General features: G+C 42.7%; 16 protein-coding genes and 1 pseudogene. 9 read left to right on the forward strand and 8 right to left on the reverse strand.

Annotated elements, in window-relative coordinates; all coding sequences use genetic code 11:
- Positions 1–4 precede the first annotated feature (4 nt).
- The gene (locus tag BWI44_RS01890) at positions 5–625 is read right to left on the reverse strand and encodes a DUF4290 domain-containing protein (protein ID WP_007667819.1); all 621 of its coding nucleotides are present in this window, start codon (positions 623–625) and stop codon (positions 5–7) included.
- A 3-nt stretch (positions 626–628) separates the two neighbouring features.
- On the reverse strand, positions 629–1,321 hold the full coding sequence (tsaB, locus tag BWI44_RS01895; RefSeq protein ID WP_022392673.1) for a tRNA (adenosine(37)-N6)-threonylcarbamoyltransferase complex dimerization subunit type 1 TsaB: 693 nt from the start codon (positions 1,319–1,321) through the stop codon (positions 629–631).
- 203 nt (positions 1,322–1,524) lie between these two features.
- Here tsaB and BWI44_RS01900 point away from each other — a divergent pair, with 203 nt between their 5' ends.
- The 6 genes from BWI44_RS01900 (at position 1,525) to nadD (ending at position 5,334) form a co-directional block, all read left to right on the forward strand.
- Complete coding sequence (locus BWI44_RS01900; RefSeq protein WP_007214900.1) at positions 1,525–2,076, forward strand: LemA family protein; 552 nt, start codon at positions 1,525–1,527, stop codon at positions 2,074–2,076.
- Positions 2,077–2,087: 11 nt separating this feature from the next.
- Positions 2,088–3,017 carry a DUF3137 domain-containing protein gene (locus BWI44_RS01905; RefSeq protein ID WP_117692395.1) on the forward strand — a complete coding sequence of 310 codons (930 nt, stop codon included), beginning with the start codon at positions 2,088–2,090 and terminating at the stop codon, positions 3,015–3,017.
- Positions 3,018–3,099: 82 nt separating this feature from the next.
- Entirely contained in the window at positions 3,100–3,978 is an 879-nt protein-coding gene (locus tag BWI44_RS01910) for a YicC/YloC family endoribonuclease (protein WP_007667809.1), read from the forward strand.
- A 13-nt stretch (positions 3,979–3,991) separates the two neighbouring features.
- On the forward strand, positions 3,992–4,555 hold the full coding sequence (gmk, locus tag BWI44_RS01915; protein ID WP_007667807.1) for a guanylate kinase: 564 nt from the start codon (positions 3,992–3,994) through the stop codon (positions 4,553–4,555).
- A 9-nt stretch (positions 4,556–4,564) separates the two neighbouring features.
- Positions 4,565–4,768 carry a hypothetical protein gene (locus BWI44_RS01920; RefSeq protein WP_021968362.1) on the forward strand — a complete coding sequence of 68 codons (204 nt, stop codon included), beginning with the start codon at positions 4,565–4,567 and terminating at the stop codon, positions 4,766–4,768.
- Complete coding sequence (gene nadD / locus BWI44_RS01925; protein ID WP_044532834.1) at positions 4,765–5,334, forward strand: nicotinate (nicotinamide) nucleotide adenylyltransferase; 570 nt, start codon at positions 4,765–4,767, stop codon at positions 5,332–5,334. Before BWI44_RS01920 ends, nadD begins: the two co-directional genes overlap by 4 nt.
- Positions 5,335–5,346: 12 nt before the next feature.
- Here the strand turns inward: nadD and BWI44_RS01930 are convergent, their stop codons facing one another.
- The 4 genes from BWI44_RS01930 to BWI44_RS01945 form a co-directional block, all read right to left on the reverse strand.
- Positions 5,347–5,961, reverse strand: a complete 615-nt coding sequence (locus BWI44_RS01930; protein ID WP_044532835.1) for an HU family DNA-binding protein — start codon at positions 5,959–5,961, stop codon at positions 5,347–5,349.
- 335 nt (positions 5,962–6,296) lie between these two features.
- Positions 6,297–6,485, reverse strand: a complete 189-nt coding sequence (locus BWI44_RS01935; RefSeq protein WP_370807822.1) for a DUF3791 domain-containing protein — start codon at positions 6,483–6,485, stop codon at positions 6,297–6,299.
- Positions 6,486–6,507: 22 nt separating this feature from the next.
- Positions 6,508–6,999, reverse strand: a complete 492-nt coding sequence (locus BWI44_RS01940) for a DUF3990 domain-containing protein (RefSeq protein WP_007667803.1) — start codon at positions 6,997–6,999, stop codon at positions 6,508–6,510.
- A gap of 16 nt (positions 7,000–7,015) precedes the next feature.
- Complete coding sequence (locus BWI44_RS01945) at positions 7,016–7,255, reverse strand: DUF3791 domain-containing protein (RefSeq protein WP_007667800.1); 240 nt, start codon at positions 7,253–7,255, stop codon at positions 7,016–7,018.
- Positions 7,256–7,472: 217 nt separating this feature from the next.
- Here BWI44_RS01945 and BWI44_RS01950 point away from each other — a divergent pair.
- Positions 7,473–8,673, forward strand: a pseudogene (locus BWI44_RS01950) (DUF4934 domain-containing protein).
- Positions 8,674–8,795: 122 nt separating this feature from the next.
- On the opposite strand, the gene BWI44_RS01955 reads toward BWI44_RS01950, so the two are convergent.
- Complete coding sequence (locus BWI44_RS01955; RefSeq protein WP_007667796.1) at positions 8,796–10,133, reverse strand: NADP-specific glutamate dehydrogenase; 1,338 nt, start codon at positions 10,131–10,133, stop codon at positions 8,796–8,798.
- Between the two features lie 430 nt (positions 10,134–10,563).
- Entirely contained in the window at positions 10,564–12,852 is a 2,289-nt protein-coding gene (locus BWI44_RS01960; protein WP_025834143.1) for an NADP-dependent malic enzyme, read from the reverse strand.
- Positions 12,853–13,154: 302 nt separating this feature from the next.
- Here BWI44_RS01960 and BWI44_RS01965 point away from each other — a divergent pair, with 302 nt between their 5' ends.
- Both BWI44_RS01965 and BWI44_RS01970 read left to right on the forward strand, forming a co-directional pair.
- Entirely contained in the window at positions 13,155–13,466 is a 312-nt protein-coding gene (locus BWI44_RS01965) for a nucleotidyltransferase family protein (RefSeq protein ID WP_117987972.1), read from the forward strand.
- Positions 13,453–13,803, forward strand: coding sequence for a HepT-like ribonuclease domain-containing protein (locus BWI44_RS01970; protein ID WP_195208307.1), 351 nt, complete (start codon positions 13,453–13,455; stop codon positions 13,801–13,803). The genes BWI44_RS01965 and BWI44_RS01970 overlap by 14 nt, the downstream gene beginning before the upstream one ends.
- The last annotated feature ends 81 nt before the right edge of the window (positions 13,804–13,884 follow it).

The following is a 13,884-nucleotide window of genomic DNA, read 5'->3' on the forward strand; positions in this document are numbered from 1 at the left end:
TCTATTAGTACTTTCTCTTATTATTCCGGTTATCTCTCCGGTTGTTCTGATTGTTCATTTTCGGACGGTAGTTCTGGTTGATACGTTCAGCCATTAGTTTGATGATGTCATCCGTCATCTGCAATTTGCCACCCGAATATTCGTTAAGATCTTCTGCAATCTTACGGTCGTCTACCGTATCCTTGTTCCAAGTCATGAAGTCTTTCTTCATGTGGTTGCAGATCAGGGCAATCAGATTCTGCTTTTCATCTCCTTCGGGGAAGTCAATAGCTTTCTTTATCAATACTTCCAGTGTACGGCCGTAGTGGCGGTAACGGATTTTGGTACTGGGATAGGGGATTACTTCCGGACGGGTATTCAGATTATCTTTGCGGATAATTTCATACGGGTAATCAATATCCAGTTTGAAGTCGGACATGATAGCCAGATGATCCCATAGTTTATGTTTAAAATCGGGTACATCACGCAGATGCGGGAACATATTACCCATTATGTTGATAATGGTGTTTGCGCAACGTTGGCGTTCGGCGCGATCTTCGATTGTTAACGCGTGGTCAACCATGTTTTGGATGCTGCGTCCGTATTCCGGCAAAGGCATCCGTTTTTGTTGAGTGTTATATTGCATATATTATAAAAGTTTTTTCGGTTGGGAAGCTACGAACTCTTTCAGGTAGAATGGCTCAAAATACGCTACATCCTTAAAGTCGTTTTCGGCTATTGCTTTTTCAGCAAGTGGAAACATCATCTTTGCCAATGGACGAATATCGTCAATGAAGTGCGCATTGGGATGAGTTATTTTTTCTTTGCACTTGGCTGCTCCGTCTCCAAAGAAATAAACGGGATGTTGATCCAGAAATTCCGTATAAGAGTTTTCGTCTACAATGTCAGCGGCTATGTCGCGCACAGGTTTCAGGGCACGGTCGTAGATAGCAGCATATACTTCCATGCGGCGTGCATCGATCATCGGGCATAGTAATGCGTCTTCGGGTAATTCATCATGATAAAGCAATACCGGTACGCATTGCACCTTCAATGTCGGAAGACCGATCAGCGGAATATTACGTCCGTAGCAAACTCCTTTCGCCATAGATACACCGATACGTAGCCCAGTGTAAGAACCCGGTCCGCAACTCACTGCTACTGCATCAATCGGCATGGCATGACTGTCGGCAAACGACAGAGCTTCGTCTATAAATACTCCCAGCAGAGCGGCATGAGACGGGCCGTTCAGATCTTCTTTGTTAAATACATTTTGTCCATCTTCACTCACAGCAACGGAGCATGCCGAGGTGGACGTTTCAATATGCAAGATACACGACATAGTCTTTTGTTAGTTTAATTGTGGCAAATTTACAGGTTTATTTTCAGATACACAAGCGAATCCAAAAAGGGTTCGGTATCTTTCTTACGGCATAATTGGCAGGTTTTTAGATTATTTCTATCTTTGCTGTCTGATTTTAGGAATAAACGCTGAATTCGTTAACATAAAATAACCGGCACAAGGAGGTCGTTGTATCTGTAATTATGATCGTAGCTATTATTATTGTACTTTTTATTTTGGTGGTGATTTCGATGTACAACTCATTGGTGAGAAAGAGAAATCAGATAGAAAATGCTTTTTCCACTATCGATGTCATGTTGAAACGTCGCTTCGATTTGATCCCCAATCTGGTTGCAACCGTTCAGCAATATGCCAAGCATGAAGCTGATACATTTGCTGCAATAACGGAAATGCGCAACAAGACTTATACTTCTCTTAATGACAGCGAAAAGGCGGACTTTGACAAAATGTTTTCTAAAGTGCGTACTCAATTCTTTGCAGTGGCGGAGAACTATCCCGAACTAAAAGCTTCTGAAAATTTCCTGCAATTGCAGCGTTCGCTCAATGAAACGGAAGAACAGTTGGCTGCTGCCCGCCGCACTTACAATGCTTCTGTAACCGATTACAATAATGCCGTCCAGACTTTCCCTACAAATCTGTTGGCAGGTATGTTTGGCTTTACAAGAAAAGCGGTGCTGACAATTCCGGAAGCAGAACGTGCAACTCCGGATGTAAAGAACTTATTCAATTCATAAAATAGCCGGCAATGGATTATGTAGATTTTGACTCTCTGGCGCAGAAGCTGGCCCCCACATTGCAAGTTCTGGAAAATAAACGTAAGGAACTTCTGAGGAAAGGACGTTCAGAGGGTTTGATTTATGCTGCTATTTTTCTGGTAGTAGGAGTGATTGCTTTGCTAATACTTAAATTGGAAGGGATCTTTGGTCCGATAGTTATTGTTGTTATTTCTGTCATCATTTTTATTACTTGTATCAATAATAAGTCGAAAATATTTTCCTTTTTTTATAAAGAAGAAGTGGTAGATGAAATAATCCATGTCTTTTGTCCGAATGCGACCTATTCTCCGAATGACGGAGTGAGTGAGGATCTTTTTAGAAATAGCGGACTGTTTACTTCTCCCGACCGTTATCATGCCGAAGATCTGATAGAAGGATGTCTGGATAAAACCAGCTTTATCTGTTCCGAAGTACATGCTGAAGAGCGCAGAGCTCGTTCTACTAAGAATGGAGTGCAGTATTATTGGGAAGATATTTTCAAAGGATTTCTTTTCATTGCTGACTTTCATAAAGAATTTCAGGGAGAAACGACCGTTTTGCGGGACAGCTTTTTCAAGATTAAGATGGGAGCTTCGAGAGTGAAAATGGAAAGTCCCGATTTTGAAAAAGTCTTTGATGTCTTTTCCACGAACCAGATTGAGGCCCGCTATCTGATTACCCCTTCCATGATGGAAAGAATGTTGAAGTTGGACAGCAATTTTAAGAAAGGAATTACCATCAGTTTCCGGAATTCTACGATTCTGGTCGCCATTCCGGATTCAAAAAACCGGTTTGAAGCAGATGTGTGGAGTTCTTTGAACGATATGAGCATCCTTAAATCGGACTTTGCAGTGCTCCAATCCTTACTGGAAATTGTAGATGAACTGAACTTGAACACACGTATTTGGAGTAAAGAGTAAGCGATAAACACGTCACTTATTTCTTGAATAATTTTCACTAATGAAAATATTCATGTAATTTTGCGGAAAACTAAAGAATCTTATGATACAATCCATGACCGGATACGGTAAAGCGACCGCTGAACTGTCCGATAAGAAAATCAATGTAGAAATCAAATCGCTCAATAGTAAAGCGATGGATCTGTCAACCCGCATCGCTCCCCTCTACCGGGAAAAAGAAATAGAAATCCGTAACGAAATTGCTAAGGCACTGGAACGTGGTAAAGTGGATTTCAGTCTGTGGATTGATAAAAAAGATGCCTGTGAACTTATTACTCCCATTAACCAGGATGTGGTAGTGGCGTATTACGAACGCATTCGTACCATCTCCGAAACTACCGGTATCCCTGCACCCGAAGACTGGTTCTCTACTTTGCTCCGCATGCCGGACGTGATGACCAAGAACGATATTCAGGAACTAAGCGAGGAAGAATGGAAAGCTGTTCATGCCACTGTACTTCAGGCTATCCAAAATCTGGTTGAATTCCGTATACAGGAAGGCGCGGCTTTAGAGAAGAAGTTCCGCGAAAAGATTTCCAATATTGCCAAGTTGCTGACTTCTGTTGATCCGTACGAAAAAGAGCGTGTAGAGAAAATCAAAGAACGCATCACGGATGCTTTGGAAAAGACCATCAGCGTGGACTATGACAAGAACCGTCTGGAGCAGGAACTCATCTATTACATTGAGAAACTGGATATCAACGAAGAAAAACAACGCCTGAGCAACCACTTGAAATACTTCATTAATACTATGGAGGATGGAAGCGGACAAGGTAAGAAGTTGGGTTTCATTGCCCAGGAAATGGGACGTGAAATCAATACGTTGGGAAGCAAGTCCAATCATGCTGAGATGCAGAAGATTGTAGTGCAGATGAAGGATGAGCTGGAACAAATCAAAGAACAGGTATTGAACGTGATGTAATTACTATTTCAATATGGCTAAACTTATTATCTTCTCAGCCCCTTCAGGGTCAGGGAAATCAACCATTATCAACTATTTGTTGGAGCAGAACCTGAATCTGGCTTTTTCTTGTTCTGCTACCAGTCGTCCGCCACGCGGAACAGAACAGCATGGAGTGGAGTACTTCTTTCTTTCTCCCGAAGAATTCCGTACTCGCATTGCCAATGATGAGTTTCTGGAATATGAAGAAGTGTATAAGGACCGTTACTACGGTACATTGAAGTCTCAGGTAGAAGCTCAGTTGGCTGCCGGACAAAATGTGGTTTTTGATGTGGACGTTGTAGGTGGCTGCAATATAAAAAAGTTTTATGGCGACCGTGCTCTGTCGGTATTCATTCAGCCTCCTTCGGTAGAGGAACTTCGTAAACGTCTGGTAGGACGTGGAACGGATGCTCCCGAAGTGATAGAAGCCCGCGTTGCCAAGGCGGAATATGAACTGACGTTTGCCCCTAAGTTCGATAAAGTCATTGTAAATGATGATTTGGAGAAGGCAAAGGCGGAAGCTTTGCAGGTTATTACAGAGTTTTTGTCTGAATAATTGGTTCCTATGTATACCCCGAAACCTGTTTCTCCCAAGCAGAACAAAGCATTGTTGATTCTCAACATTCTCTTGGCACTAGTTTCTCTTGTGTCTGGATTGATCGCTTTGTATTACCTGCAATGGACAATCATTATTGGTATGTCTGTGGTGCTGCTTTCAAGTTGCATCAATGTTTATACTTGCTGGAAACGTATGAAAACAATAGAATGAAAACAGGTATCTTCAGCGGCTCCTTCAATCCGGTACATATCGGACATCTTGCCCTTGCCAATTATCTTTGCGAGTATGAAGGGCTGGATGAAGTATGGTTTCTCGTAACCCCTCATAATCCGTTGAAGGAAGAAGATGAATTGATGGATGATGCCTTCCGTTTGAAGTTGGTTCAACTTGCCATTGAGGGGTATCCCAAGTTTAAGGCTTCTGATATTGAGTTTAATCTGTCCCGTCCGTCCTATACCATCCATACGCTGGATAAACTGAAAGAAACCTATCCCGACCGGGAATTTTATTTGATTATCGGTTCGGATAACTGGGTGCTCTTTCCCTGTTGGTATCAGTCGGATCGTATTCTTGTTGAAAACCATATTCTTGTGTATCCCCGTCCCGGTTATCCGGTTTCTTCCGATTCCCTTCCGGAGAATGTGAAAGTAGTTTCTTCGCCTACTTTCGAAATTAGTTCTACCTTTATTCGCCGAGCGATGGAGGAAGGGAAAGATGTTCGTTACTTCCTCCATCCGGCGGTTTACGAGGCATTGCTTTCTGCGTTTTCCCGCTGAAAGGAGTATGGCTTATTCTTGATTCCTCTTTATATAAACTACTGAACGTCCTCCGCCCCGTTTGCGAATAATGCCTTCTGCTAAATATTCTTGTAAGTCACAACTGGCACGGCGGTCCGTTATATTCGTCAGGCGGGAGTATTCGGCGCGTGTGATGCAGACATTTGCTTCCAGGAATTTCAGCATCATCTCTTTTCTTTTTTCCGGGGCTACTGCCGGTTTCTTTGTCGTCATCTTCTTGTCCAGCCTTTCCAAATGCATTTGATACCTAACGTACTTTTTGAAGGTTTTGCTTGGGCGGAACTTCACGGTTTCAAACCGTACGGACTCGGCACGAATATCTTTCTTGTTCATGGCGGTCCGCGTGCATTTCAGCGTAGTGCTGAAGTAACCCAGTTCGTCCAATTCCACATTGTAGCCGTCGGCAAGCCAGTCGCCCAGTGCATTGCTGATGGCTTGCATGATGCCCACTATCATGGCGTGCGGCATGTGCTGCTCTTTCACCATTCGTTCCTGAAATTCTTTTGCCGTAATGGTGCCTTTAGAGCGCACACGTGCGTGCAACGGTTTTTTCTTTCCTTCGCCACTGGGATCCGGTGTTTCGTAGAGGTCATAGTAAGTACTCATAATATATGTTTTAAGAGGTTTATACTTCCGTAGAAACAAACTGGCATCGGAACTGCAAGAAACTAATGTCGGATGTGCTACGAACTAATATTTTTCATACTAAAAAATATTCGTACTACAAATATAGTAGTTTCTTACAATAATTGTTCTATTCCCTTACAATAATTATAGAATTTTCTTACAACAATTGATGTATGAATAGTTTTTAGTTAATAAGAAATTAGTTCCTTGCGTTGCGGGGATTAGTTCTTAGTAGGTTTGATATTAGTTTTATGGCAGTGGCGGGAGCCGGCAGGACAATCTCGTTATAATAGGCTTATCGTATATAGAGAGTATCAATTGTTGCGGATTTCCATAATGATTTCATCTACAATATAGGCATCACTGAAAGTATAGAGTTCGGTTTCAGGGTCATGCAGGCGGTTGCAAACCGTTGATGTATAGAAAACATCTAAAGCACGCAATGGAGAAATCTCCAGCTTCTCGGAAAGTCGCATTACGATTCTTCCGATTTTGTTCCACATAAGAAGGTCACTCAACATATATTTAGGGGTTTAATTGTTCAATGGAAACAAAATGTAGGCATTCGTCTATTAGTAATTGGCTTAACAGACAAAATTGGTTGTTAGGCTGGTGTTGCGCTAATTGCCCTAATGCCATCTCTACAGTCATCATGCCGTTTATATAGGCTTCTACTGTATCAATGACGCGGTCGTTTGCCACGCCGCCTTCCACAATGTCGTATGTTGCCCATGGTTTTTCGCCTTTGCGGCTTTTTACAATAAACTCAAGCCATTGTTGGTCGTATTTCTTAAATTTTAGATAGCGGTATTCCTTTTCTATGCGTTCTATATCAAGCTCGTAAATATTGAGTATAGGGGATTCTTGTAGTTGTCTGCCTATGCGAAAGGCCCATCTTTCCGCTTGCTCTCTTATGTTGGTGATATAAAAACCTTGGCCGAAATCAAGATTCTCTCGTCCGGCTTTAGCAATTGGATAATCCACTTTAGTAATGGAGCCGTGATAAACAGTGAGCATATATTTTTCTTTTGAATTAGTGATTTATTCCAGCTTTCTTTTCCCAAATATCCAATGTTTTCAGGATATCTTCTGTTACATATACCCGGCTTTGGGTGTGAAGTACATCATAAAACTCCCAAATATAGTTTTCAATCAGATTGATGCGCTTCATGCGCAAATACATTTCTGATGCCGGACATCCAATAGCACGGGCAGCTGACTCGATGCATGAGGATGCAAATATCGTTTTTAATTCTTCTTCTGTTACTGGCATAATATATTAAAGAATAAAGCTATTGTTGCAAAAGTAGGGATTATCTTTGGAAAGGCATGCAAAAGGCAGGCTAAAATTCATTTCATATATTTGCGAATTCTCCTAATTAATTTGTTCCTTTGTAGAAAGGAGTTTGAAAGAATATGCAAATGGAGCATTCTATAGATATAATAAGGTGAAGCACATCATGTAAAGAACCAATTAATACCTGTGTATTATGAAATACATTCCTTTGTTATTAATCTGTGCACTAATAAGTTGTACACCCGGTAAGAAACAACAAACTTCGACTACCGAAACCAATGGTGTTGCTGTGATTAATTTGTCCGAAAATGTATCGGATGCTTCTTCACTGCCGTTGAGCGATGCCGTTGCTAAAGTAGAGTTTGTGTGTTTGGAGGCAACCAATGAGGCGCTGACAGCAGGCATTCATCTGGTGCAAGTAACAGATCATGATATTTGGATAGCGCATTATAAAGATAATCGTATTCTACGTAGAAGTCTATATTGTAGGTGGAGGCATTCTGGTGTATGATTTTGAAGGGAACTTTAAGAGAAACGTTATAGGGTATAATCACTATAATAAATTTGCAGCAGCTTATACGCAACATGTACTGTTCGAAAACAACTTTTTCATTGCACAAAACATAGCATTGTACAGACCGGTACCCAAAGACTCTTTATGGTCTTTTGCACTGGTAGACAGTTGCTTTCATTTAAAAAAGATGTTCAAGAATCCGGTTCATAAGGGTAGAGAAGAAGGTATCATTAAGAATTGCGCTCAGATGAATTATTTTGCTAATTATTGGAAAGAGGATCTGACCAATATAGATACTTATGGTAGCCAATTAACCCTTAAATATCCCGATACTGATACTATCTATCGATATGACGTCACTCATGAAAGTTTGAGTCCTCAATATTCTATCTTTACAAAAGAAGAAAAAGGAGATTACGAGCAGACTCATTTATGGTTTAGAGAAAGAAAAGCCTTCGATTACTTCTCTATCAGCTCTTATTATCCAAGCAAAGATTATGTCTATTTGGTGGGGAGCAAAGGGGATAAGGTATTGACTTATTGCTACAACAAACAAGATGGAACAGTGAGGGAGCAAAAGCGATAAGGCAAAATTAAAGAACGCCAAGTGCCCTGGTTCAACATACCTTTACGACGTATAGAACGTCCTTTTGTTTTGGATAATGACTTGTTGGGAGGTGAATTTACAGTTGATTATCGTTCTGCCGGTAAGTATTGGATAGATGTGCTGGAACCTTTTAGTGAAGATAACTGGATTGATATAGGTCGGATAAAAGCCACCAAGGCAAAGGATGAAGCTAAAAAGAAAGAACTTGTTGAGGCTCTGGAAAATGTTGGCGAGGAAAGTAATCCGATAGTATTGATTGCGACATTGAAGTAGTAAAAAAAACGGATTTAAGGATGAAGTCTAAGCTGATGAAGAAAATGACGATGAGTTATAAAGAAAATCCCCTTCACACCGAGTGCAAAGGGGATTCCCAATATATAACAACTATAGCTTTCTTACACGATACCTTGTGCCATCATAGCTTTTGCCACCTTCATGAATCCGGCAACGTTAGCACCCTTCACATAGTTCACATAACCGTCAGCTTCTGTGCCATACTGTACGCAGGCTTCGTGAATGTTCTTCATGATGCTCTTCAGTTTCTCGTCTACCTCTTCAGAACTCCAGCTCAGTTTGATAGAGTTCTGAGTCATTTCAAGACCGGATACTGATACACCACCTGCATTGGCAGCCTTACCCGGGGCATACAGAATCTTGGCATCCTGGAATACTTTGATAGCTTCCGGAGTAGAAGGCATGTTAGCACCTTCGGATACAGCCATACAGCCGTTTGCTACTAACTGGCGAGCGTGGTCACCGTTCAGTTCGTTCTGAGTTGCAGAAGGCAGAGCGATGTCAGCTTTTTCACCCCAAGGTTTAGCTCCTTCTACATACTTCACACCCGGATATTGCTCTGCATATTCGCGAATACGTCCACGGTAGAGATTCTTCAATTCCATGATGTAGTCCAGTTTCTCGCGGTCAATACCTGCCGGGTCGTAAACATAACCGTCAGAGTCGGACATTGTCAGAACTTTACCACCCAGTTCGAGAACTTTTTCAGCGGTATATTGAGCTACGTTACCGGAACCTGAGATCAGGCAGGTTTTACCTTTCAGGTCAGTACCCTTAGTTTTCAGCATTTCCATCAGGAAGTAGATGTTACCGTAACCTGTAGCCTCAGGACGAATCAGTGAACCACCGAATTCGCGACCTTTACCTGTGAATGTACCGGTAAATTCACGAGTCAGCTTCTTGTACATACCGAACATGAAACCTACTTCACGACCGCCTACACCGATGTCACCGGCAGGAACGTCAGTCTCAGGACCAATGTGACGCCACAATTCCAGCATGAATGCTTGTACGAAACGCATTACTTCAGCATTGGATTTACCGCGCGGAGAGAAGTCGGAACCGCCTTTACCACCACCCATAGGCAGCGTAGTCAGTGAGTTTTTGAAAGTCTGCTCGAAAGCTAGGAATTTCAGGATTGAAAGGTTTACAGAAGCGTGGAAACGAATACCACCTTTGTACGGGCCGATAGCGTTGTTGTGTTGAACGCGGTAACCCATGTTGGTCTGAATGTTACCCTTATCGTCCATCCAAGTCACGCGGAACTGGTAAACACGGTCGGGGATGCAAAGACGTTCAATCAGATTGACTTTGTCAAACTCCGGGTGTTTGTTGTACTCTTCTTCAATTGTAGAAAGTACTTCTTCCACTGCCTGATGATACTCTGGTTCGTTGGGGAACCGTCTCTTCAAATCTTCTAATACCTTAGCTGCGTTCATAATCTATTTCTTTTATTGGTTATTTTTCAGTTGACGAGAGTTCAGTTGACAAGTTGACGAGGGGTTCAGTTGATAAGGCATTTGCGCTGCCGCAGGGAATTCCTTGTAACTTGTTTCCTCGTATCTCGTTTCCCTTTTTCTCTGTTGCGGTTGCAAAAGTACACATAAAAATGAGACAAACAAACAATTTATAAAGAAAATGCGGTAGAAAACAACATTTTTATTGTTTTCTACCGCAAAAAGGAATAAAAAGACATTATTTATCCTCTCTTTAATGATTTTATTACCGGAATGAACACTAACGCTGCCGAAATGATAAGCGTCATAATGACTGGTCCATCAATTCGTTCGACAGTTGTTAGAACAATGTAGCAAAGTGCTGCCCAAAGCAACATAATGCAAACACTTTGTGATTTCGATAAAGGACGTCTCATTTACCTGCTTTCTTTTTGTCCACGATGGCGTCGATAACTGCCACTGCGGTGATGTTTACGATGTCACGAACAGAGCTTTCGAAGTCGGTGAAGTGGATAGGTTTGTTCAGGCCCATCTGTATCGGACCAATCAGTTCCATTTCCGTATTCATAGCCTGCAACAGTTTGTATGCGGAGTTGGCAGAGCTCAGGTTCGGGAATACGAGGGTGTTCACATCCTTGCCTTTCAAGCGGGTGAAAGGATATTTGGCGTCACGCATCTTGCGGTCCATGGCGAAGTTCACCTGCATTTCACCGTCAATGGCGAGGTCGGGATAGTTTTGCTGCATGTACTCTACGGCTTCGTGTACGCTTACCGGACTACCTTCGGTGTCAGCACCGAAGTTGGAGTAGCTCAGCATGGCCATTACCGGGGTATGGTTGAAGAAACGTACGGTGTGCTCTGACAGTTTGGCAATGTCAATCAATGTTTCGGCATTGGGATGACGGTTGATTAGCGTGTCGGCAAGGAAATACGTACCTTTCTTGGAGTTCAGGATGTGCATCGTACCGAAATGCTTGTATTGCGGTTGTATGCCGATAACTTCCTTGGCTACCTTGATGGTGTTGCTGTACTTCGTATAAAGACCGGTGATGAATGCATCCGCATCGCCTGTTTCCACCATCATCATACCGAAGTAGTTGCGTTCGAACATCTTGTCGTTGGCTTCCTCGTAGGTGGCACCCTGGCGGGCACGTTTTTCAGAAAGGATGCGGGCATAACGTTCGCGGCGTGCTGCTTCGTTCGGATGGCGCAGGTTTACGATTTCGATGCCTTCCAGGCTGAGGTCGAGTTCCTTTGCCAGTTTCTCGATGGTCTCGTCGTTACCTAAAACAATGGGATGGCAGATACCTTCGGCTTTGGCTTCTACGGCTGCTTTCAGCATATTGGGGTGGGAACCTTCGGCAAATACCACACGTTGCGGATTGCGGCGGGCGGTGTCGTAAAGCTGACGGGTGAGTTTGCTTTCGTAACCCATCAGTTCGCGGAGCTGTACGCAGTAGGCATCCCAGTCTTCGATGTTCTTGCGGGCTACACCACTTTCCATGGCGGCACGCGCTACGGCGCAGGAAACTTCGGTGATAAGACGCGGGTCAACCGGTTTCGGGATGAAGTATTCGGGACCGAAACTAAAGTTGTTTACGTGGTAAGCCTCGTTCACAACATCGGGCACGGGCTGTTTTGCCAGGTTGGCAATGGCATGTACGGCGGCAATTTTCATTTCCTCGTTGATGGCTTTTGCCTGAGTATCGAGCGCGCCACGGAAGATATAGGGGAAACCGATTACGTTATTAATCTGATTCGGATAGTCTGAACGTCCGGTTGCCATCAGTACATCGGGGCGGGCTGCCATGGCATCTTCGTAAGAGATTTCCGGTGTAGGATTGGCCAGTGCGAAAACGATAGGAGACGGGGCCATGCTGCGTACCATGTCTTGTGACAGTACGTTTCCTTTGGATAATCCCAGGAATACATCGGCGCCTTTGATGGCTTCTTCAAGAGTATGGATGTCGGTACGGTCGGTGGCGAAGTAACGCTTCTGTTCGTTGAGGTCGGTACGTGTCTTGCTGATAACGCCTTTGCTATCCACCATCACGATGTTTTCCAGGCGGGCACCCAGCGAAACGTACAGCTTCGTGCAGGATACGGCCGATGCACCGGCACCGTTCACAACGATTTTCACATCTTCAATCTTCTTGCCTGCTACCTGCAAAGCGTTCACAAGTCCGGCACTGGAGATGATGGCTGTACCATGTTGGTCGTCGTGCATCACGGGGATGTCGAGTTCTTCCTTCAGGCGGCGTTCTATTTCGAAACATTCGGGAGCTTTGATGTCTTCCAGGTTGATGCCACCGAAAGTAGGGGCGATGGCTTTGACTGCCTGGATAAATTTCTCAGGGTCTTTCTCGTTCACTTCGATGTCGAACACGTCGATACCGGCGTAAATCTTGAAAAGTAATCCTTTACCTTCCATTACGGGTTTGCCGCTCAATGCGCCTATATCGCCCAGACCGAGCACTGCGGTACCGTTGGAAATTACAGCTACCAGATTACCCTTCGCTGTATATTTGTATGCGTCCTGCGGGTTCTTTTCTATTTCAAGACATGGCTCCGCCACACCGGGGGAGTATGCAAGTGAAAGGTCGGTTTGGGTACTGTAGGGCTTGGTGGGCACTACTTCTATCTTACCTGGTTTGCCTTGTGAGTGATACAGCAAGGCAGCTTCTTTGGTTATCTTAGCCATGGTAGTTGATTATGAGTTGTTAGTTAAAAGTTATAATTTGGGCGCAAAGGTAGGAATAAATGTGATAAAATGTAAGTGCGTGTGCGATAAAAACTATTAAATAGTACTTGCTCAGATGCGATAATTCTGATTTATTTATTAGACAGATGTGATAAAAACAATCAGTTTTTGGCTGATTTACTCATAAAGTAGCCGTAATTTTCTATTCTGAAAAGACATTTTCTAATGTAATTCAGTTCTTAATTTCAGCAGAATAGTTATCTTTGTCCTTGTCGGAATAAATCAGAGAAGGAGAAAAGGAGATGAATAAGATTATTCATGAGCAGATGGATGCTTTGAAAACACTTTGTAAACGTTACAAGGTGAAGAGCCTTTATGTTTTTGGTTCGATTAATACTCCGCGATTTACGGATAAGAGTGATATTGACTTGCTGATAGATTTTGAACCGGATGTTAGTATTGAGGAATATACAGATTATTTCTTTTTATTGCGTGAGAAACTAACGGAATTGTTTAAACGTAAAATTGATCTTGTGACACGCCGTTCACTTTCCAATCCTTTTTTTATAGAAGATGTAGAACAATCAAAACAACTTTTGTATGGGTCAACGTAGTTTAAGAAAGTATTTGTATGATATTCAACAGTCTATTGATTCTATTAATGAGTATTTAGGAGAAAAGCGGGATTTCTTTGCCTATGAACAGAATAAGCAGCTCCGACGGGCCGTGGAGCGTGAATTGGAGATTATTGGTGAAGCGGTAAATCATTTGCTTGAATTGGATAAGTCGATTGCAATAGACAATGCACGCAGGATTGTAGATTTGCGTAATTTCGTTATTCATGGTTACGATAAAGTAGATAATGTAATTATTTGGGGAGTTATCAGCAAGGATCTTCCCAAGTTGAAAGAACAAGTTGACATGCTGATGGCGCAGACTACAATTCTTTAAGGCTTATCTGAAGAGTGTAACCGTTGTATTGATGATTTTATGAGAGAATATAACTCTTATTAAAAGAATAGCAGAATCGTT

Origin of the sequence: Bacteroides sp. Phil13, from assembly GCF_001940965.1 — a bacterium.
GTDB lineage: Bacteria > Bacteroidota > Bacteroidia > Bacteroidales > Bacteroidaceae > Bacteroides > Bacteroides intestinalis.

What these genes read in the sequence shown, in the direction of transcription:
- tsaB (WP_022392673.1), bottom strand. Translation starts at nt 1,321, where the DNA reads ATGTCGTGTATCTTGCATATTGAAACGTCCACCTCGGCATGCTCCGTT.
- BWI44_RS01960 (WP_025834143.1), bottom strand. Translation starts at nt 12,852, where the DNA reads ATGGCTAAGATAACCAAAGAAGCTGCCTTGCTGTATCACTCACAAGGC.
- BWI44_RS01945 (WP_007667800.1), bottom strand. Translation starts at nt 7,255, where the DNA reads ATGCCAGTAACAGAAGAAGAATTAAAAACGATATTTGCATCCTCATGC.
- BWI44_RS01905 (WP_117692395.1), top strand. Translation starts at nt 2,088, where the DNA reads ATGGATTATGTAGATTTTGACTCTCTGGCGCAGAAGCTGGCCCCCACA.
- BWI44_RS01910 (WP_007667809.1), top strand. Translation starts at nt 3,100, where the DNA reads ATGATACAATCCATGACCGGATACGGTAAAGCGACCGCTGAACTGTCC.
- BWI44_RS01935 (WP_370807822.1), bottom strand. Translation starts at nt 6,485, where the DNA reads ATGTGGAACAAAATCGGAAGAATCGTAATGCGACTTTCCGAGAAGCTG.
- BWI44_RS01890 (WP_007667819.1), bottom strand. Translation starts at nt 625, where the DNA reads ATGCAATATAACACTCAACAAAAACGGATGCCTTTGCCGGAATACGGA.
- BWI44_RS01965 (WP_117987972.1), top strand. Translation starts at nt 13,155, where the DNA reads ATGAATAAGATTATTCATGAGCAGATGGATGCTTTGAAAACACTTTGT.
- BWI44_RS01930 (WP_044532835.1), bottom strand. Translation starts at nt 5,961, where the DNA reads ATGAGTACTTACTATGACCTCTACGAAACACCGGATCCCAGTGGCGAA.
- nadD (WP_044532834.1), top strand. Translation starts at nt 4,765, where the DNA reads ATGAAAACAGGTATCTTCAGCGGCTCCTTCAATCCGGTACATATCGGA.
- BWI44_RS01920 (WP_021968362.1), top strand. Translation starts at nt 4,565, where the DNA reads ATGTATACCCCGAAACCTGTTTCTCCCAAGCAGAACAAAGCATTGTTG.
- BWI44_RS01900 (WP_007214900.1), top strand. Translation starts at nt 1,525, where the DNA reads ATGATCGTAGCTATTATTATTGTACTTTTTATTTTGGTGGTGATTTCG.
- BWI44_RS01970 (WP_195208307.1), top strand. Translation starts at nt 13,453, where the DNA reads ATGGGTCAACGTAGTTTAAGAAAGTATTTGTATGATATTCAACAGTCT.
- BWI44_RS01940 (WP_007667803.1), bottom strand. Translation starts at nt 6,999, where the DNA reads ATGCTCACTGTTTATCACGGCTCCATTACTAAAGTGGATTATCCAATT.
- gmk (WP_007667807.1), top strand. Translation starts at nt 3,992, where the DNA reads ATGGCTAAACTTATTATCTTCTCAGCCCCTTCAGGGTCAGGGAAATCA.
- BWI44_RS01955 (WP_007667796.1), bottom strand. Translation starts at nt 10,133, where the DNA reads ATGAACGCAGCTAAGGTATTAGAAGATTTGAAGAGACGGTTCCCCAAC.